This is a genomic window from Pseudonocardia benzenivorans CB1190 (assembly GCF_000196675.2).
Lineage (GTDB): Bacteria > Actinomycetota > Actinomycetes > Mycobacteriales > Pseudonocardiaceae > Pseudonocardia > Pseudonocardia benzenivorans.
In genome coordinates, this window is record NC_015312.1 from 121,370 (window position 1) to 138,957 (window position 17,588).

The window sequence follows — 17,588 nt, forward strand, 5'->3', positions numbered from 1 at the left end:
CCTGCTTCCCGCGTGGGCGTCCGTTTCCGGTGCTGGCACGATGGTGCATGTGACTGACCCAGGCAAGTCCAAGCAGACCGCGACGCTGCGGACCTCCGAGGGCGACATCCGGATCAACCTGTTCCCGGACCACGCCCCGAAGACCGTGGAGAACTTCGTCGGACTCGCGGCCGGGACCAAGCAGTACACCCAGCCCAACGCCGCGGGTGGCGACAGCGGCCCCTTCTACGACGGCTCGGTGTTCCACCGCGTCATCAGCGGCTTCATGATCCAGGGCGGCGACCCCACGGGCACCGGGCGCGGCGGCCCCGGCTACCAGTTCGCCGACGAGTTCCACCCGGAGCTGCAGTTCGACCGTCCCTACCTGCTGGCCATGGCCAACGCCGGGCCCGGCACCAACGGCTCGCAGTTCTTCATCACCGTCGGCCCGACGCCGCACCTGAACCGTCGCCACACGATCTTCGGCGAGGTGGCCGACGCGGAGTCGCGCGCCGTCGTCGACGCCATCGCGACCACCCAGACCGACCGCTCGGACCGCCCGCTCACGCCGGTCGTCATCCAGCGCGTCGAGGTCCAGCAGTAGGAGCGACACCCAGGTGACCGACCCCGCCGGCCCGCCCCCCTCCGGACCGCCGCAGGCGCCCGCCGTGTGCGTGCGCCATCCCGACCGGCCGACCGGCCTGCGGTGCACCCGCTGCGACCGGCCGGCCTGCCCGGAGTGCCTGCGGGAGGCGGCGGTCGGTTACCAGTGCGTCGACTGCGTGGCCGAAGGTCGGCCCGCGGCCCGACGCACGATCCGGCCGGTCGCGCGGGGTCCGCGAACGCCGGTCGTCACGACGTCGTTGATCGCGCTCAACGTCCTCGTGTTCGTCGTGACGGTCGTGCAGGCCCGCAGTTTGAACGGCAACGACCGCTCGGACCTCTTCGCGGCGTGGTCGCTGGTCCCCGGGTACGTGGCCCAGGGCGAGTGGTGGCGCGTCGTCACCGCGGGATTCCTGCACTACGGCCCGCTGCACCTGCTGTTCAACATGCTGGCGCTGTGGGTCATCGGCCGGGACATGGAGATGCTGCTCGGCCGCACCCGGCTGCTCGCGGTGTACCTCGTCGCGCTGCTGGGCGGATCGGCCGCGGCGCTGCTGTTCTACGGAGCCAACTCCGAGGTCGCCGGCGCGTCGGGCGCGGTGTTCGGGCTGATGGGCGGCCTCGCGGTCGCGTTGCGCCGGATGCGGGTTCCGATGACGCAGGTCGTCGTCGTGATCGCGATCAACATCGTGCTGAGCGTGACGTTGCCCGGCGTCTCACTGATCGGGCACCTCGGCGGGCTGATCGTCGGCGCCGTCGCGACGGCGGCGCTCGTCTACGCGCCCGCCCGCAACCGGACGGCCTTCCAGGCGGGAGCGATCGGAGCCCTGACCGTGCTGTCGATCGCCGTGATGCTCCTCGCGGTCTGAGGCCGCCTGCTCAGCGGCGGGCGGCCAGCACCGTCGCCGCGACGTCGACCGGGTCCGCTCCGAGGTCGAGCCTGCCGAAGACCAGCAGCCGTTCGGCGGCGTCGGGGTCGGCCCCGGGACCGGACTCGTCGCGCACGTCCACGGCCAGGGTGGCGACGGTCCGACCGAAGCGTCGTGTCTGCAGCACCCGCACGTCGGTGACCTGTCCCCAGGGGTGTGTACGGCTCCGGGAGAAGCCGCCCCTGACAGTCAGGCCCTCCGGGCCCACGGCCAGCCGAGGCCTCGCCCGGGTGCCCCACACTGCCCCCACGAGCAACACGAGTCCCAGGACGGCCGCGAAGAGTCGACCGGCGGGGTCCCCGTGGGTGACGACGAGCACGGCGAGCCAGGCGCCGGCGCCGGCGGCGCCGATCCACGCGAGGACGACCAACCCCGCTTGCGGGCTCCAGGACCGGGCAGGCGACTCGCCGTCGGGACCTGGCGATTCAGCGTCGTCGAAGATCACCGAGAGTAGTTTTCGTGAGTTTGTCCACAGCGCCCATCCACAGTGTGGACTGCTTACAGCGGTGTATTTCCGCTGCTCAGCGCCATCTCATCGTCATGAGCAGGCCGATCACGATGAGTGAGAATCCGATGAGGAAGTTCCAGGAGCCGAGAGCGCTGAACAGTGCCAGGTTGTCGCCGGCGAGGTAGTTGACGATCAGCCAGGCCAAACCGACGAGCATCAGGCCGAGCATGACGGCGACGTACACCGGGCTCGTCGGCCCGGCGGCGCGCGCGGCCGAACGCTGGGCAGGCGGGGTGTACGCGGTCTTCTTGCGCACCTTGGACTTCGGCATCAGGACCTCGCGAGACGGTTGTGCGCGCCCGGGGCGGCCGCCCGGGCGTGCCTCCACCGTAACGTGACAGACCCCTGGCGTGGGCGAACGCCCTCTCGGACGGGTCCGAGAGGGACCGGTTCAGGAGGCCGGTTGCGCCCCGAGGGCGGCCACCTCGGCGGTGAGGCCGGCCACCAGGGGCTCGGCCACGGGGTGGCCCGCCGACGCCATCCAGTTGGCCAGCAGCCGGTGCCCGCCCTCGGTGAGCACCGACTCCGGGTGGAACTGCACGCCCTCGATGGGCGCGTCCCGGTGCCGCAGCGCCATGATCACGCTGCCCTCGGTGCGGCCGGTGACCTCGAGCTCCGGGGGCAGCGTCTCGGGCCGGATCGCCAGCGAGTGGTACCGCGTCGCGACGAAGGGGTCGGGCAGGTCGCGCAGCACACCGACGCCGTCGTGGTGCACCATCGACGTCTTGCCGTGCAGCAGCTCGGGCGCCCGCTCGACGACGCCACCCCACGCCGCGCCGATGGCCTGGTGGCCCAGACACACCCCGAGTAGCGGGATGTTGCGCGCCGCGGACGCGGTGATGATCTCGATGCTCCGGCCGGCCTCCTCGGGAACGCCGGGGCCGGGGCTGATCAGCACGCCGTCGACGTCGTCGAGCTCGTCGAGCTCGACCTCGTCGTTGCGCCGGACCGTGTTCTGCGCCCCGAGCTGGGCCAGGTACTGGACCAGGTTGTAGACGAAGCTGTCGTAGTTGTCGACGACGAGCACGCGCATGTCAGTTACCCCCGCCCCCGCTGGGGATGACGCTGTACTGCCCGACGAGCACTGTCACCTGCTGGTCCTTGTCGATCTGCTGCCCCGCGGGCACCGTCTGCTGCTGGATCTTGCCGTCCTGGCTGCGGTCGTTCACCGGCACGTTCTGCCTGCGGACGTTCGTCAGCCCGGCCTGCTGCACTGCGGCCTGCGCGCTCGCGACGTCCATCCCGACGAGGTTGGGCATCTGCACCTGGTTGCCCGAGTTGCTCGAGCCCATCGTGATGGTGACGGTCGTGCCCTTGGCGACCTTCGTCCCGGCCGACGGGTTCATTCCCGTGACGACGGCGTCGCCGCTGGTGTCGCCCTGGACCTGGACCTGGAAGCCGGCCTTGGTGAGGGCGCTGCGGGCGGAGTCGGCGTCCTGCCCGGTCACGTCCGGGACGGAGACGTTCGACGGCTGCTTGCCCACGACGACCGCGACCGGGGTGCCGGCGTCCGCGTTCGTGCCGGGCGCCGGGTTCGACGAGATGATCTTGCCGACCATCGACGGGTCGGACGTCTCCTGCTCGGTCTGCTGGCCCAGCGTCAGACCGCGCTCCTGCAACTGGGCCTGCGCGTCGGACACCGACAGCCCGACGATCGGCGGCACCGCCGACTGGGCCGGGCCGCTGCCGATGAAGATCTTGACCGTCGAGTTCTCGGCGATCTGCGTGTTGCCGGCCGGGTCGGTCTTGACGACCTTGTTGACCTGGTCGGGGGTCGAGGCGGTCTGCTCGATGTCGGCGCGCAGCCCGGCGTTGATGACCGCCGTGCGGGCGGCCTCCTGCTGCTGGCCCACGACGTCGGGCACGGTCACCTGCTTCGGCGACGGCGGGCCCCCGAAGAACTGGTAAGCGACGAACGCGATCAGTGCGAGCACCGCGACGATGCCCACGACGATGGCGATCTTGCGCCCGGTGCGCGGCGGGGGCTCCTCGTCGCGCCAGGCGGGAACGGCGTCGGGCGGCAGGGTGTGCCGGCCGGCGCCGCCGATCCGCCGGGTGGGACTCGTGGCGTTGGCGGCGAGCAGCGCCGTGCGCTCGTCGTCGCTCATCACGAGCGGCGCCTGCGGCCGCTGGCCGTTGCGCACCCGGATCAGGTCGGCGCGCATCTCGGCCGCGGACTGGTAGCGGTTCGCGGGGTTCTTGCTCAGCGCCTTGAGGACGATCGCGTCGAGCTCCGGGGGCACCGCGGGGTTGAGCGCCGACGGGTGCCGCGGGTCCTCGCGGACGTGCTGGTAGGCGACCGCGACCGGGGTGTCGCCGGTGAACGGAGGATCGCCGGTGAGCAGCTCGAAGAGCACGCACCCGGCCGCGTAGACGTCGCTGCGGGCGTCGACGGCCTCGCCGCGCGCCTGCTCCGGCGAGAGGTACTGCGCGGTGCCGATGACCGCGGCCGTCTGGGTGACGTTCTGGCCCTCGCCCAGCGCGCGTGCGATGCCGAAGTCCATGACCTTCACCGCGCCCGCGGTGTTGATCATGATGTTGGCCGGCTTCACGTCGCGGTGGATGATGTTGTGCCGGTGGCTGAAGTCGAGGGCGGCACAGACGTCGGCCATCACGTCGAGGACGCGGCCCTGGTCGAGCGGTCCCTGCGTCTTGACGATCTCGCGCAGGGTGTGGCCGTCGACGAACTCCATGACGATGTAGGGCAGCGGCCCGAACTCGCTGGTGGTCTCGCCCGTGTCGTACACCGCGACGATGGCCGGGTGGTTCAGCGCGGCGGCGTTCTGCGCCTCGCGCCGGAAGCGCAACTGGAACTGCGGGTCGCGAGCGAGGTCGGCACGCAGGACCTTGACGGCGACGTCACGCCCGAGCCGGGTGTCCAGCCCGCGGTGAACCTCGGACATGCCGCCATAGCCGAGCGTGTCGCCCAGCTCGTAGCGCTCGGACAGCAGTCTGGGGGTGGTCATCGGCGCCGGTTCCTGAGTCGTGTCGAGAGTCGGATCATCATGCCTGGCCACACCGCCCGTCGGAGGAGTCGCGTGCCGTGCGGTCGGCGGACAGCCTGCTGCCGGGGCTCACCGGACATCCTCCGTGCCTTGCTCCCCGGTCCTTCCGGCCCGATGCACCGTCCAGCCCGCCGCACCGTCCTCCTGGCGGGACACGCTACCCGGGTCGAACCCGGACGGTGCGGACATCGCGCGCGACGTACCCGTCAGTTTCGGGACCAGCAGCAGCAGCGTGACGACGAGCGCGACCACGGCGAGCACCACGAACAGGACCACCAGCAGCGTGCCGCGCGACCGCGCCGACGGCGCGAGCGCGACCGGCTCGCGGGCCGGGTCCTCGTCGGGCTCGTGGCGGGCCCGGTGGGCGCCCCCGGACGAGAGGTCCCGGTCCGCGGCGGGCTGCTCCCGGAGCTCGCGGCGGACCGTCGTCTCGACGGTCGTCTCGACGTCGGCCACCCGATCGGGTCCGTCGGTCCGCTGGGCGGTCGTGCCACGGCGCGGCGGGGACGATCCGGCCCCGGAGGAGGTGGGCGCGGAGGAGGTGGGCGCAGAGGAGGTGGGCGCGGAGGAGCCGGGCGCGGAGGAGCCGGGCGCCGAGCCGGGGGGCGGGGTCGTCGGCGGCAGGGTGCCCGGGTTCGCCGCGCCGGGCGGGGTCCCCGGCGGCGGGGTTCCGGCGTGGCGCGGCAGGGAACCGGTCGTCGGCGGCACGGGGTGCGAGCCGGTCGCGTGCGGGGCCCCGGGCGTGGGCGTGCGGGGGTGCGTCGTCCCGGCCCCGGTCTGCGTCGCGTGCGCCGCCCCGGCCGGTGCTGCGGACGGTGCTGCCGCCGCGTGCGCCGGGCCGGAGCCACGGGCGGGCGAGCGCGGCACGTCCTGCGGCTGCGAGCCGCGCCCGGGCGTGTCGTGCCCGGGAGCACCGTGCCCCGGTGAGCCGGGCGCGGCGCCCGTGCCGGGACGCGTCGTGTGCGAACCGGGCGGCGGCGACTCGACGTACGAGGACGCCTCGACCGAGGCCGACGTCCCGGGGTACGGCGGCGACTCGACGTACGACGACGAGTTGGAGGCCGACTCCGCGTACGGGGACGGGTCGAGGTAGGGCGACGGCTCGACGTAGGGCGACCCCGACATCGGCGACTCGGGCGGCGGCCCGACGAACGACCGGGGCAACGAGTCCGACAACGACCCCGACACCGACCCCGACACCGGGGCGGCCAAGGGGCCGGACCGCGGCTCCGGGTACGGAGTGCCGGCGAGGGGATCGGACACCGGCGGCCGGACGGACGTCTCCGGCGGGGCCTGTGCGGCCGCGGCGTGCGCGGGGGCCGTGTGCCGGCCCGGCGCCTCGCCCGCCCCGTCAGCGGCTCGGTGTCGGACGTCGTCTCCCTGGCCGGCTGCACTGTCGCGGCCGGTGGCTGCCCGGCTCGCGTCGGTTCCGTCGCCGGTGTCGGTTCGGGCGTCCGCGAGGTAGGGGCCCGGGGCGGCGGGTGCGTCGTCGGACGATCCGTCGGCGCGGTGCGCGGACCTGGTCCGCGCCCGCGCCCAGCGACCCGCCGCGGCGGCGACGCGTCCCTCGGCGGCGGTGAGTGCCGCGCGCCTGTCCTCGTCGCTCCCGCGCTCCTCGGCCATGCGGCGCGCCCGCCGGGACCGGCGGCGCTGCGGCTCGGCGGCGCCCTCGGACTCCGGCCCGCCCACTTCCGGTCCGGGCCCGGCCGATGCCGCGCCGGAACCCGGCCCGGCCGATGCCGCGCCGGAACCCGGCCCGCCGGACCCCGCGGTGCCCGCGACGGTGCTCGGACGCCGACCGGCCTGCCGAGGCCCGGCCGCGGGCGAGCCGTCGGGGTCGAGGTCGTCGGCCACCCCGGACGGACGTGGCACCGGCTCCCCGCGGCGCACGGCGGCGACCGCGCGCGCCAGCTCGGCACCGTCGCGGTAGCGCTGCGCCGGGTCCTTGACCAGCACGGTCTCGATGAGCCGGCGGACCTCGTCGGGCACGTCGTCGGGGAGCGGCGGAGGCTCGTCGCGCACCTGCATCATCGCGACGACGACGGGGTTCTCGGCGCGGAACGGTCGCTTCCCGGCCAGGCACTCGTAGCCGACGATCCCCAGCGAGTAGACGTCGCCCGCCGGCCCCGCCTCGCCGCCGCTGGCCTGCTCGGGCGCGATGTAGTGGGCCGTGCCCATGACCATCCCGGACCGCGTGACCGGCACGGCGTTGGCGGCCTTGGCGATGCCGAAGTCGGTGAGCTTCACGACGCCGTCGTCGCGCAGCAGGATGTTGCCGGGCTTGACGTCGCGGTGCACGAAGCCCCGCTGGTGGGCCGCGTCGAGGGCCCAGGCGGCGTGCTCGAGGATGCGCAGCGTCTCGTCGCTGTCCATGCGGCCGCGGCTGATCCGGTTGGACAGCGGCTCGCCCCGGACGAGCTCCATGACCAGGTACGCGGTCCGGCGCTCGCCGAGCGCGGCGTCGTCCTCCCCGTAGTCGTGGACCAGCGCGATCCCGGAGTGGTCGAGCGAGGCGACGGTGCGCGCCTCGATCCGGAAGCGGTGCAGGAACTCCTCGTCGCCCGACAGCTCGGGGCGCAGCACCTTCACGGCGACGGCCCGGTCGAGCCGGGTGTCCGAGGCCTCCCACACCTCGCCCATGCCGCCGACGGCGATCCGCCGGTCGAGGCGGTAGCGATCGGCGATGTGCAGGCCGGCGGCGAGCGTGGTCACTGGCCCGCCCGCAGTGCCTCGGCGATGACGGCGCGTCCGATGGGGGCGGCGATCGATCCGCCCGTGGCCTCCAGCGCGCGGTCGCCACCGTCCTCGACGATCACCGCGACGGCCACGACGGGGTTCTGCGCGGGCGCGAACGCGACGTACCACCCGTGCGGTGGGGTGTTCTTCGGGTCGTTGCCGTGTTCGGCCGTGCCCGTCTTCGAGGCGATCTGGACGCCCGCGATCTTGCCGCCGCCCTGGGTCCGGTTCTCCGAGCCGATCATCAGATCGGTCAACGTCGCAGCCACGCCCGCGGGTACGGCCTGGCCGATCCTGTCGGCCTTCGTCGTGTCGATCGTCTCGAGCTCGGGGCCCTGGATCTCCTTGACCAGGTGCGGCGCCATCAGCGTGCCGCCGTTGGCGATCGCGGCGACGACCATCGCGTTCTGCAGCGGGGTGAGCCGCACGTCGCGCTGGCCGATGCCGGACTGCTCGAGCGCCGCGGTGTCGGGGAGGTCGCCGATCGACGACGGGACGACGGGCATCGGGATCGTCATCCCGGACGTGCCGATGCCGAACGCCTCGGCCTGCTTGCGCAGGACGTCCGGGCCGAGCGCACCGGCCAGCGTGGCGAACGCCGTGTTGCAGGAGCGGGCCAGCGCGTCGCGCAGGGTCGCGGTCGCGCCGGTGCCGCACGGCGTGCCGTCGAAGTTCTCCAGCGTGGTGTTCGTGCCGGTCAGCGTGATCCGCGGCGCGGCGGTCAGCGGACTGTCGGGGGTGTACCCGTTCTGCAGCGCCGCGGCCGTGTCGATCAGCTTGAACGTCGAGCCCGGCGGATAGGTCTCGGAGATCGCCCGGTTGGGCAGGACGGGCGGGTCGGCCGCGTTGTCGGCCTTCCACGCGTCCTGCTGGGTCTTCGTGTTGTGGCTCGCCAGCGGGTTCGGGTCGAACGAGGGCGTCGAGGCCATCGCGAGGATCTCGCCGGTCTGCGGCCGCAGCGCGACGACGGCGCCGGCGAAGTGCTTCGCCGTCATCTGGTCGTAGGCGACCTGCTGCACGGTCGGCTGGATCGTCAGTGCGACGTTGCCGCCGCTCGGGTCGCGCCCCGTGATCAGATCGGAGAGCCTGCGGCCGAACAGCCGGTCGTCGGTGCCGTTGAGGACGGAGTCCGAGGCCCGCTCGATGCCGGTCGAGCTGTAGAGCACGGAGTAGTAGCCGGTCAGCGGCGCGAACGCGGGCCCGTTGGGGTACTGGCGCTGGAAGCGCAGCCGGTCGTCGGTCGCGACGCTCTGTGCGAGCACCTTGCCGTCGGCGGTGATCTGGCCGCGCTGGCGCGAGTACTCGGCGAGCAGGACGCGCTGGTTGCGCGGGTCGTTGCGGTAGTCGCCGGCCTTGACGACCTGGACGTAGGTCAGGTTCGCGAGCAGCAGCAGGATCATCACCATCACGGAGATGGCGACCCTGCGCACGGGGGTGTTCACGCCTGGGCCCCCCGCGCCTCGTCGGCCGCGGCGGGCCGCTGGACCAGCTCGGTCGCGGCCTGCGCGAGCGGCGCCTGGGGTACCGACGGCCGCTGCGGCAGCGGGGCGCGGGCCGCGTTGGAGATCCGCAGCAGCAGTGCGACCAGCGCGTAGTTCGCGACGAGCGACGACCCGCCGTAGGACAGGAACGGGAGCGTGAGACCGGTCAGCGGGATGAGCTTGGTGACGCCGCCGATGACGACGAAGATCTGCAGCGCGACGGCGTAGGACAGACCCGTCGCGAGCAGCTTGCCGAAGCTGTCGCGGACCGCCAGCGCGCTGCGCAGGCCGCGGGTGATCAGCACCAGGTAGATCACAAGGATCGAGGCCAGCCCGATCAGGCCGAGCTCCTCGCCGAGCGAGGACCACATGAAGTCGCTCTCGGCGAACGGGACGAGATCGGGGCGGCCCGCGCCCAGACCGGTGCCGCCGACCCCGCCCGTGCCGAGCCCGAACAGCGCCTGGCCGATCTGGTAGCCGTTGCCGTTGAAGTCGCTGAAGGGGTCGAGCCAGACCTGCACCCGCACGCGGACGTGGCCGAACAGGTTGTAGGCGAGCACGGCGCCGCCGACGAAGAACACCAGCCCGATGACCATCCACGAGATGCGCTCGGTCGCCACGTAGAGCAGCACGAGCAGGATCCCGAAGAACAGCAGCGAGGTCCCCAGGTCGCTCTCGAACACCAGGACGCCGACCGACAGTCCCCAGGCGACGATCAGCGGCGCGAGGTCGCGGGCGCGCGGGAACTCCATGCCCAGGAAGCGGCGGCCCGCCGTGGTGAACAGCTCGCGTTTCTGGACGAGGAACGTCGCGAAGAACACGATCAGCAGCAGCTTGGCGAACTCACCGGGCTGGATGCCGATGCCACCGATGCGGATCCACAGCTTCGCGCCGTTGACCTGCGAGATCGACGCGGGCAACAGGCCGGGGAGCGCCAGCAGGATGATGCCGGCGAAACCGGCGGTGTAGCCGAAGCGGGCCAGTGTCCGGTGGTCGCGGACGCGCCACAGCACCAGCATGAACAGGGCGAGGCCGATCGCCGTCCAGGCGACCTGACGAAGCACCAGGCTCGACGGCGGGGCGTTGCCCAGGAGGCTCGCGCGATCGGCGTTCGCCAGGTCGAGCCGGTGGATCATGACCAGGCCCAGGCCGTTGAGCAGCGCCACCGAGGGCAGGATCAGCGGGTCGGCGTAGGGGGCCCAGCGGCGGACGGCCAGGTGCGCCACGGCGAACAGCCCGAGGTAGGCCAGCCCGAGCCAGAGCAGGGTCGTCGTGACCTCCTGCTCCTGGTTGGCCTCGACGATCACGAGCGCGCCGGTGACGATCACCGCGGCGAACGCCAGGAGCAACAGCTCGATCCCGCGCCCCGTCGGGAGCGGCGGTGCGGGGGCCCTGCCCGGTGCCTGTGGAGGCGCCGCCATCAGCTCGCCGGCCGGCAGGTCTGCCCCGGCACGGGCGTCTCGGACTGCAACGGGGTGTCGGGGGCCACCGGCTGCTCGGGAACGACGGCCGCTCCCGACGGCGGTGCCGCGGGCGGGGTCGTCGTCGGGGCTGCCGGCGGCTGTGCCGCGGTCCCGTTGGGATCGGCCGGGGGAACGACGGGCGTCGTGGGCGCCGGACACACGGGCAGCCGCTTGTCGCGCAGCACCTGCAGGGTGCTCTGGGCGCTGGGCATCCCGTCGGACGCGACGATCCCGTCCTGCACCCGGCTGCGGTAGTCCTCGGGGAGGTCCGACAGCGCGATGTCGGAGGTCTCGGAGACCCGCTGCAGCGGGATGCCGAGCACGCTGCCGCGCACGCCCTGGTAGATCGCGACGTGGTCGGCCGACGCGCCGACGTAGTACTGCTGCATCACCCAGGTGCGGGCCAGCAGGACGGCCGCCACGACGACGACGACCGCCACGACGGCGGTGATCACGATGCGCCGGGTGGGCCTGCGGCGGCGCTCCTCGGCGGCGGGCTGCTCGGCCGTGCGGCGCGGGGCGACCCGGGGGAGCGTCGTCGCCGACGCCCGGCCGGCCGCGGTGTCGGGGCCGGGGCGGTGGTCGTCGCTGCCGTCGCCGGCCGCGCCGCCGACGATCGGGGCCACGTCGCCGTAGTCGACGTCGACGACGTCGGCCACGATGCAGGTGATGTTGTCGGGGCCGCCGCCGCGCAGGGCCAGCTCGATGAGCCGGTCGGCGCACTCGCGCGGGTCGGAGTACTCGGCCAGCGTGTGCGCGAGGGTCTCGTCGCTCACCGGGCCGGACAGCCCGTCGGAACACAGCAGGTACCGGTCGCCCGCGCGGGCCTCGCGCATCGTCAGCGAGGGCTCGACCTCCTGGCCGGTGATGGCGCGCAGCAGCAGCGAACGCTGCGGGTGCGTGTGCGCCTCCTCCTCGGTGATGCGGCCCTCGTCGATCAGCGACTGGACGAAGGTGTCGTCCTTTGTGATCTGCGTGAACTCGCCGTTGCGGAGCTGGTAGCACCGCGAGTCGCCGACGTGCACGAGCCCGAGCCGGGAGCCGGCGAACAGGATCGCGGTCAGCGTCGTGCCCATGCCCTCGAGGTCGGGCGCCTCGGCGACGTGCCGGGTGATGGCGGCGTTGCCCTGGAACGTGGCGTCGCGCAGATGACCGAGGAGGTCGTCGCCGGGGTCGTCCTCGTCGAGCGGGGCGAGCGCGGAGATCACCAGCGAGGAGGCGACCTCGCCCGCGGCGTGGCCGCCCATCCCGTCGGCGAGCGCGAGCAGGCGCGGGCCCGCGTACACCGCGTCCTGGTTGTTCTGCCTGACCAGCCCGCGGTCGCTGCGGGCCGAGTAGCGCAGGACCAGGGTCATATTGCGACTCCGTCGGCACCATCGGCTCGACCCCACGTGCGCGGACGTTCTCGGTCCTGCACGCAGGTCTCGCGGGAACGGCCCGGGCCGCTCAGCTCGCTGATCTCGTGCGGTCTCATGAGCGCAGCTCGATCACGGTCTTGCCGATGCGGACCGGCACCCCCAGGGGAACCCGGGTGGGTCCGGTGACCTTAGCCCGGTCCAGGTAGGTGCCGTTCGTCGACCCGAGGTCCTCCACGTACCAGTCCTCGCCCTGCGGGGCGATGCGGGCGTGCCGCGTCGAGGCGTAGTCGTCGTCGAGCTTGAGCGTCGAGTCGTCGGCGCGTCCGATGAGGATCGGCCGCGAGTCGAGCGTGATCCTGCTGCCGGCGAGCGGCCCTTGCGTGACCAGCAGCTGGCGTGCCGTGCGACCCCGACCGGACCGTTTCGCGGCGCGGCTGCCGCCGGGCAGGATCGCCCGCAGCCCCGACGCCGCATACAGGTCCGATCGCACGACACGCAGCGCGAACAGCACGAACAGCCAGAGCAGGGCCAGAAAACCCGCCCTGGTCAGCTGCAGCACCAACTCGGGCACGTGCCGTGCTCTCCGCTCTGTTCTCCTCGTTCCCGCCGCGACGGGCGACGAGACGTCAGCCGTGCGCCCGGAAGACGAGGCTCGAGTGGCCGACGCGGATCACGTCGCCGTCGGTCAGCTGGCAGCTCTGCACCGGGCTGCCGTTGACCGTGGTGCCGTTGGTCGACCCGAGGTCGGACAGGGTGGCGTTGTGGCCGTCCCAGCTGATCTCCAGGTGCCGGCGCGAGACACCGGTGTCGGGCAGCCGGAAGTGCGACTCCTGGCCCCGGCCGACGACGTGGGTGCCCTCGGTCAGCTGGTAGTTGCGACCCGAGCCGTCCTCGAGGCTGAGCGAGGCCTGCAGCTGCTGGTAGCCGCCGTAGCCCTGCTGGCCGTAGCCCTGGTCGTAGCCACCCTGCTGCTGGTAGCCCTGGTCGTACCCGCCCTGCTGCTGGTAGCCCTGGTCGTACCCGCCCTGCTGGTAGCCGCCCTGCTGGTAGCCCTGGTCGTAGCCACCCTGCTGGTAGCCGCCGCCCTGGGGCTGACCGTAGCCCTGGTCGTAGCCACCCTGCTGCTGGCCGTAGCCCGGGTCGTACCCGCCCTGCTGGTACCCGCCGCCCTGGGGCTGGCCGTAGCCCTGGTCGTAGCCACCCTGCTGGTAGCCGCCCTGCTGCTGGCCGTAGCCCTGGTCGTAGCCGCCGCCACCACCCTGGGGGTAGCCGCCGCCCTGCTGGTCGTACTGGCCGTAGTTCTCACGACCACCGCCTTGCTGGTCGTAACCCTGCGGCGGGGCGTAGGTCTGCTGACCGTAGCCGGGGGCACCACGGTCGTAGCCGTACTGCCCGTTCTCCTCGGGGTGGCCCGGTTGCTGGCTCATGGGTGCTTCTCCTGCGTTGCGTGCCCGCGTGGGCCGACGGGAAGCGTCGGGGTCCACTGACGAGCGGGTGCGGAACTGTCCCGTGTGCAGCGCCTCGGAGCGCTCCAGCAAGACTACGACGTCGCCGTAGGTGTCCCATCCCTGGTCGGCGAGTTGTGCGGTGACGTAGCCGGACAGCGATTCCTCGATGTGGCCTTCGTCGCCGGCCATGCGTTCGATATCGGACGGTCCGAGCTGCACGACGTACCGGTTGGGCGCGAGGCGACGCCCTCCCGCGAGCTGCTCGATGTTGTCCTCGGCTTCCCTCAGCAGTGCTTGTGCGACCTCTTGGGGAACGACACTGCCTCCGAAGACCCGCGCGAACGCGTCGCCCACCATCCCTTGCAGACGGCGCTCGAATCGCTCGACGCGGCCCAACCGATCTTCCTCCGATCGCATCGGCGTGTTCTCTGTGTGCCCGATCGTAACTGTGCTAACCCGACGCCGCGGCGCGGCCTCGTGACCCCATCGTGACCGACCGCGAGTGTGCCCGGTGATCGACGTCCGGGGGGCCCGGCGGGAGGGCCTTCGGGGGGTCGTGCTAACTTCTGCGAGTCGCTCGGGCGAGTGGCGGAATGGCAGACGCGCACGGTTCAGGTCCGTGTGTCCGAAAGGACGTGAGGGTTCAACTCCCTCCTCGCCCACAACGCACCTTCGCCCCCATCCGATGTCTTCCGGCCACGGTCGTGGTCCGTCAGGACCGGATGGCGGGCCGCTCCGGATGATCCGAGAGCACCAGTAGGTCCGCCTCCTTCCCGGGGGACCTCTCCGTCTCGTAACGCTCGTGTGCCGGCAGGGTCCACCCGAGGTCGGCGGGCAGCCTGCGGCCCAGCGCCGCGGTCGACATCCGCAGGTGCACCCGCAGGTCGAACGGCAGGCCCCGGCCCAGCAGCAGCTCACCCGCGAGCACGACGACCGCGTCCGCCGCGAGCGTCGTGTAGTCGTCGCGGAAGGCGCGGTCGCGCCCCGCGTCGTGGAAGCGGCGCAGCACCCGGCCCGAGCCGTCCGCGCCCGCGGGGCCGAGCAGCTCGCGGCGCAGCGCGCCCTCGTCGAGCCAGCCGTCGAGGAACATGTCGACGTCGGTGCGCCCGTACTCGAGCCGGACCGACGCCGGCCGCAGCCAGTCGCGCGCGTCGGCGACGAGCGGCGGTCGGCCCGCGGCGCGCAGGAGCTCGGCGACCGCCTCGGCGAGCTCGACCGGCGCGGTGGGGGGCGGGCCGTCGACCGCGACGCGGACCCGTCCGGGCACGGCCAGGGCGAGGTCGGCGATGCGCCGGGCGAGCGCCTCGCGCGTCGTCGGGGTGATCGCGGCGGTCACGGTGCAGGTCGGCTCGGTGTGTGCGGCTCGGTGTGTGACCGGCTCGGTGTGTGGCCGGCTCGGTGCCGGGACGGGCTACTGACGGTATCCCTCGACGACGGACGCCGACCGCTCCTCCGCCGCGTCGACGTCGAGACCCGCACGGCGCCGCGCGTCGCGCTGACGCAACAGGTCCCACAGCCGGTCGAGCTCGACGGCCAGCGCGTCGAGCCGCGCCTTCTCGTCGCCGTCGAGCGCCTTGCCGATGTGCGCGCGCTCGAGCCGGTGCTCCTCCTCGACGAGCTCGTTGATGCGGTGGCGCAGCGTGGCGTCCGGATCCTGGTTCGCGGTCACGGCGCCCACGATAGGCCGTCCGGGCTCTCGGAAGGGGGCGTCGCAGCGTGCCGTCGTGAGCGATGCTGGGCGCCACACCCCGCGAGCGAAGGAGACACCTTGTCGCGACTCACCGGCCTGCGCCCCGCCGACATGGACGACGAGCAGAAACGGCTGTACGAGGAGATCGTCAGCTCACGCCGGGGACCGGGCTCCACGGCGGCCGCGCCGATCACGGACGAGTCCGGCGCGCTGCGCGGCCCGTTCGAAGCCATGCTGCGGGCGCCCGGGATCGGCGACGCGCTGCAGCGCCTCGGCGCCGGCATCCGCTATCGCGGGTCCCTCAGCGGCAGGGAGCGCGAGATGGCGATCCTGGTCGTCGCCGCGCACTGGGAGTCGGCGTTCGAGCAGCACGCGCACGAGGCGGCCGGCCGTACCGCCGGGCTCGCCGACGCCGAGCTCGCCGCGCTGCGCGCCAAGGGCCCGGCGTTCGACGGTCCCGTGCTCGACGACCCCCGCGAGGCCTGCGTGCTGGCCACGGCCCGGGCGCTCGTCAGCACCGGGGACCTCGACGACGAGCAGTACACGGCGGCGGTCTCGACGTTGGGTGAGGCCGATCTGTTCGAGCTGACGACACTCGTCGGCTACTACGCGACGCTCGCCCTGCAGATGCGGGTGTTCCGGGTCACGTGACCCCCGATCGGCGCAATGCGCGGGCCGTCCGGGTATCCGAGACTGTCAGTCGTGGCACGTGAGGAGGCGAGCGCCGGCAGCTCCGTGCTGCGCGCGTTGCGCGTGGTCGACGCCGTGGCCGCGGCGGGCGACGGGGTCACCGCCAAGGCGATCGCGCGCAGGCTCGGCAGCCCGCTCCCGACGATCTACCGGGTGCTCGCCACGCTGGTCGAGGAGGGCTACCTCGTCCGGATGCAGGACGTGCGCGGCTACGGGCTCGGCTACCGCGTCGCGGAGCTGCACGCCGTACTGACGGCGCAGGTCGTGCCCCACCCGGCGGTCGTCGCGATCCTGCAGGAGCTGCACGCCGACGCCCGCGCCGCGTCGTACCTCGCGACGTTCCGCGACGTCGACGTCGTGATCGCGCACGTCGAGCAGTGCGGTGCCCATCCCGGGCCGGGGCTGCGCGCGGGCGAACCCGTCCCCGCGCACGCCACGGCGGGCGGGAAGGTGCTCCTCGCCGGCCTGGACGGCCCGCGGCTGGCCGCCGTCGTCGCGCACGGGGGCCTGGCCCGCAGCACCCGCCGCACACTGCCCGACCGGCGTGCGCTCGACCGCGAGCTGATGCGCATCCGCTCGGCGGGGGCGGCCGTCGAGGTCGAGGAGTACGAGCGCGGCGTCGCCGGGGTCGCGGTGCCGGTGCGCGGGCCGGGCGGCGACACGTCGGCCGCGATCGGCGTCGTGGTGGCGCGCTCGGACTTCGGCGCCCGCCGCTGGGACCTCGAGGACGCGGTCCGGGTCGCGGCGGTGCGGGCGTCACGCGCGCTGGTGGTGGGGTCGGGCGCCGCGCACGCCCCCTGAGCCGGCCGCCCACACCCCTGCCCGAGTCAGCCGCCCAGTGCGGCGAGCTCGTCCAGCTCGGCCAGCGCCGCGTCGCGCGCGCCGGGGCCGCTGTGGTCGGCGAGCTCGAAGAGCACGCGGTCGACGCCGTTGTCGGCGTAGCCGCGCAGCGCGTCGGCCCGCTTCGCGCCGCCGTACATCGTCACCGGGATGTGGCCGCGGCCCGCGTCGGCCGCGCGGCGCTGCAGCTCCTTGACCCGTTCGCCGAACTCGACGAGGCCGTCGACCGGTACCCGCAGCGGGATCCAGCCGTCGCCGTGGTCGAGGACGCGGTCGAGCACCGAGGGGCCGCCGCCGCCGATCAGGATCGGGGGCACCCGCGTCGGCTTGGGCCAGGACCAGATCGGGTCGAAGTCGACGAACTTGCCGTGGTACTCGGCCTCGTCCATGGTCCAGACGGCCTTCAGCGCCTCGAGCATCTCCAGCATCCGCGCGGTGCGGCTGCGCGGGTCGACGCCGTGGTTGGCCATCTCCTCGCGGTTCCAGCCCGGCCCGACGCCGAACTCGAAGCGGCCCTTCGCGATCCGGTCGACGCTCGCGACCTGCTTGGCGAGGTTGAGGGGGTGGTGCTGGTTGATGAGCGAGACGGCCGTGCCGAGCACGATCCGTTCCGTCACCGTGGCCATCGCACCGATGGCGACGAACGGGTCGTAGGTGTGGGAGTAGCGCTCCGGCAGGTCACCCCCGCCGGGCCACGGCGACTCTCGCGAGGTGGGGATGTGGGTGTGCTCGGTGAGGAAGAGGGACTCGAAGCCACGCTCCTCGACCGCGCGGGCGAGGTCCACCGGCTCGACGCCGTAGTCGGTCAGGAAGGTCACGATGCCGATCTGCACGCGGACGAGCCTTCCATCCAACGAA

16 protein-coding genes, 1 tRNA gene and 1 pseudogene are annotated in these 17,588 nt (G+C 73.2%); 5 read left to right on the forward strand and 13 right to left on the reverse strand.

Annotated elements, in window-relative coordinates:
* The first annotated feature begins 40 nt into the window (after positions 1 to 40).
* Both PSED_RS00570 and PSED_RS00575 read left to right on the forward strand, forming a co-directional pair.
* Positions 41 to 583, forward strand: a complete 543-nt coding sequence (locus PSED_RS00570; RefSeq protein ID WP_013672327.1) for a peptidylprolyl isomerase — start codon at positions 41 to 43, stop codon at positions 581 to 583.
* A gap of 13 nt (positions 584 to 596) precedes the next feature.
* Positions 597 to 1,451: a rhomboid family intramembrane serine protease gene (locus PSED_RS00575; RefSeq protein WP_013672328.1), complete on the forward strand. Its 855-nt coding sequence runs from the start codon at positions 597 to 599 to the stop codon at positions 1,449 to 1,451.
* Between the two features lie 10 nt (positions 1,452 to 1,461).
* Here the strand turns inward: PSED_RS00575 and PSED_RS35445 are convergent, their stop codons facing one another.
* The 10 genes and pseudogenes from PSED_RS35445 to PSED_RS00625 all read right to left on the reverse strand — a co-directional run bounded on the left by PSED_RS35445 (position 1,462) and on the right by PSED_RS00625 (position 13,906).
* Positions 1,462 to 1,956: a PH domain-containing protein gene (locus PSED_RS35445; RefSeq protein WP_013672329.1), complete on the reverse strand. Its 495-nt coding sequence runs from the start codon at positions 1,954 to 1,956 to the stop codon at positions 1,462 to 1,464.
* A 76-nt stretch (positions 1,957 to 2,032) separates the two neighbouring features.
* Complete coding sequence (gene crgA / locus PSED_RS00585; protein ID WP_013672330.1) at positions 2,033 to 2,290, reverse strand: cell division protein CrgA; 258 nt, start codon at positions 2,288 to 2,290, stop codon at positions 2,033 to 2,035.
* A 120-nt stretch (positions 2,291 to 2,410) separates the two neighbouring features.
* A complete protein-coding gene (locus PSED_RS00590; protein ID WP_013672331.1) occupies positions 2,411 to 3,052 on the reverse strand; it encodes an aminodeoxychorismate/anthranilate synthase component II in 642 nt (213 codons plus the stop codon).
* 1 nt (position 3,053) lies between these two features.
* Positions 3,054 to 4,985, reverse strand: coding sequence for a Stk1 family PASTA domain-containing Ser/Thr kinase (gene pknB / locus PSED_RS00595; protein ID WP_013672332.1), 1,932 nt, complete (start codon positions 4,983 to 4,985; stop codon positions 3,054 to 3,056).
* Positions 4,986 to 6,719: 1,734 nt separating this feature from the next.
* A pseudogene (locus PSED_RS00600) lies at positions 6,720 to 7,736 on the reverse strand (serine/threonine-protein kinase); the annotation flags it as partial.
* On the reverse strand, positions 7,733 to 9,202 hold the full coding sequence (locus PSED_RS00605) for a peptidoglycan D,D-transpeptidase FtsI family protein (RefSeq protein ID WP_013672334.1): 1,470 nt from the start codon (positions 9,200 to 9,202) through the stop codon (positions 7,733 to 7,735). The gene PSED_RS00605 and the pseudogene PSED_RS00600, both read right to left, overlap by 4 nt.
* A complete protein-coding gene (locus PSED_RS00610; RefSeq protein ID WP_013672335.1) occupies positions 9,199 to 10,662 on the reverse strand; it encodes an FtsW/RodA/SpoVE family cell cycle protein in 1,464 nt (487 codons plus the stop codon). Before PSED_RS00610 ends, PSED_RS00605 begins: the two co-directional genes overlap by 4 nt.
* On the reverse strand, positions 10,662 to 12,059 hold the full coding sequence (locus tag PSED_RS00615; protein WP_013672336.1) for a PP2C family protein-serine/threonine phosphatase: 1,398 nt from the start codon (positions 12,057 to 12,059) through the stop codon (positions 10,662 to 10,664). Before PSED_RS00615 ends, PSED_RS00610 begins: the two co-directional genes overlap by 1 nt.
* Positions 12,060 to 12,174: 115 nt before the next feature.
* Positions 12,175 to 12,633 (reverse strand): FHA domain-containing protein FhaB/FipA, encoded by a 459-nt coding sequence (locus PSED_RS00620; protein ID WP_013672337.1) that lies wholly within the window; start codon positions 12,631 to 12,633, stop codon positions 12,175 to 12,177.
* A 55-nt stretch (positions 12,634 to 12,688) separates the two neighbouring features.
* Positions 12,689 to 13,906 carry an FhaA domain-containing protein gene (locus PSED_RS00625; RefSeq protein WP_041759142.1) on the reverse strand — a complete coding sequence of 406 codons (1,218 nt, stop codon included), beginning with the start codon at positions 13,904 to 13,906 and terminating at the stop codon, positions 12,689 to 12,691.
* A 183-nt stretch (positions 13,907 to 14,089) separates the two neighbouring features.
* On the opposite strand from PSED_RS00625, the gene PSED_RS00630 reads away from it, so the two are divergent.
* A tRNA-Leu gene (locus PSED_RS00630) sits at positions 14,090 to 14,172 on the forward strand.
* Between the two features lie 50 nt (positions 14,173 to 14,222).
* Here the strand turns inward: PSED_RS00630 and PSED_RS00635 are convergent.
* On the reverse strand, positions 14,223 to 14,846 hold the full coding sequence (locus tag PSED_RS00635; protein ID WP_013672339.1) for a nucleoside/nucleotide kinase family protein: 624 nt from the start codon (positions 14,844 to 14,846) through the stop codon (positions 14,223 to 14,225).
* 75 nt (positions 14,847 to 14,921) lie between these two features.
* Complete coding sequence (locus tag PSED_RS00640; protein WP_041760242.1) at positions 14,922 to 15,179, reverse strand: DUF2630 family protein; 258 nt, start codon at positions 15,177 to 15,179, stop codon at positions 14,922 to 14,924.
* 99 nt (positions 15,180 to 15,278) lie between these two features.
* Here PSED_RS00640 and PSED_RS00645 point away from each other — a divergent pair, with 99 nt between their 5' ends.
* Both PSED_RS00645 and PSED_RS00650 read left to right on the forward strand, forming a co-directional pair.
* Positions 15,279 to 15,851 carry a carboxymuconolactone decarboxylase family protein gene (locus PSED_RS00645; protein WP_013672341.1) on the forward strand — a complete coding sequence of 191 codons (573 nt, stop codon included), beginning with the start codon at positions 15,279 to 15,281 and terminating at the stop codon, positions 15,849 to 15,851.
* Positions 15,852 to 15,902: 51 nt separating this feature from the next.
* A complete protein-coding gene (locus PSED_RS00650; RefSeq protein WP_013672342.1) occupies positions 15,903 to 16,691 on the forward strand; it encodes an IclR family transcriptional regulator in 789 nt (262 codons plus the stop codon).
* A 26-nt stretch (positions 16,692 to 16,717) separates the two neighbouring features.
* Here the strand turns inward: PSED_RS00650 and PSED_RS00655 are convergent, their stop codons facing one another.
* Entirely contained in the window at positions 16,718 to 17,563 is an 846-nt protein-coding gene (locus PSED_RS00655; protein WP_041760243.1) for an LLM class F420-dependent oxidoreductase, read from the reverse strand.
* Positions 17,564 to 17,588: the final 25 nt, after the last annotated feature.

Bases quoted from the DNA above. Each gene is read 5' to 3' on its own strand.
- PSED_RS00570 (WP_013672327.1), top strand. From the start codon at position 41: ATGGTGCATGTGACTGACCCAGGCAAGTCCAAGCAGACCGCGACGCTG.
- crgA (WP_013672330.1), bottom strand. From the start codon at position 2,290: ATGCCGAAGTCCAAGGTGCGCAAGAAGACCGCGTACACCCCGCCTGCC.
- PSED_RS00590 (WP_013672331.1), bottom strand. From the start codon at position 3,052: ATGCGCGTGCTCGTCGTCGACAACTACGACAGCTTCGTCTACAACCTG.
- pknB (WP_013672332.1), bottom strand. From the start codon at position 4,985: ATGACCACCCCCAGACTGCTGTCCGAGCGCTACGAGCTGGGCGACACG.
- PSED_RS00610 (WP_013672335.1), bottom strand. From the start codon at position 10,662: ATGGCGGCGCCTCCACAGGCACCGGGCAGGGCCCCCGCACCGCCGCTC.
- PSED_RS00615 (WP_013672336.1), bottom strand. From the start codon at position 12,059: ATGACCCTGGTCCTGCGCTACTCGGCCCGCAGCGACCGCGGGCTGGTC.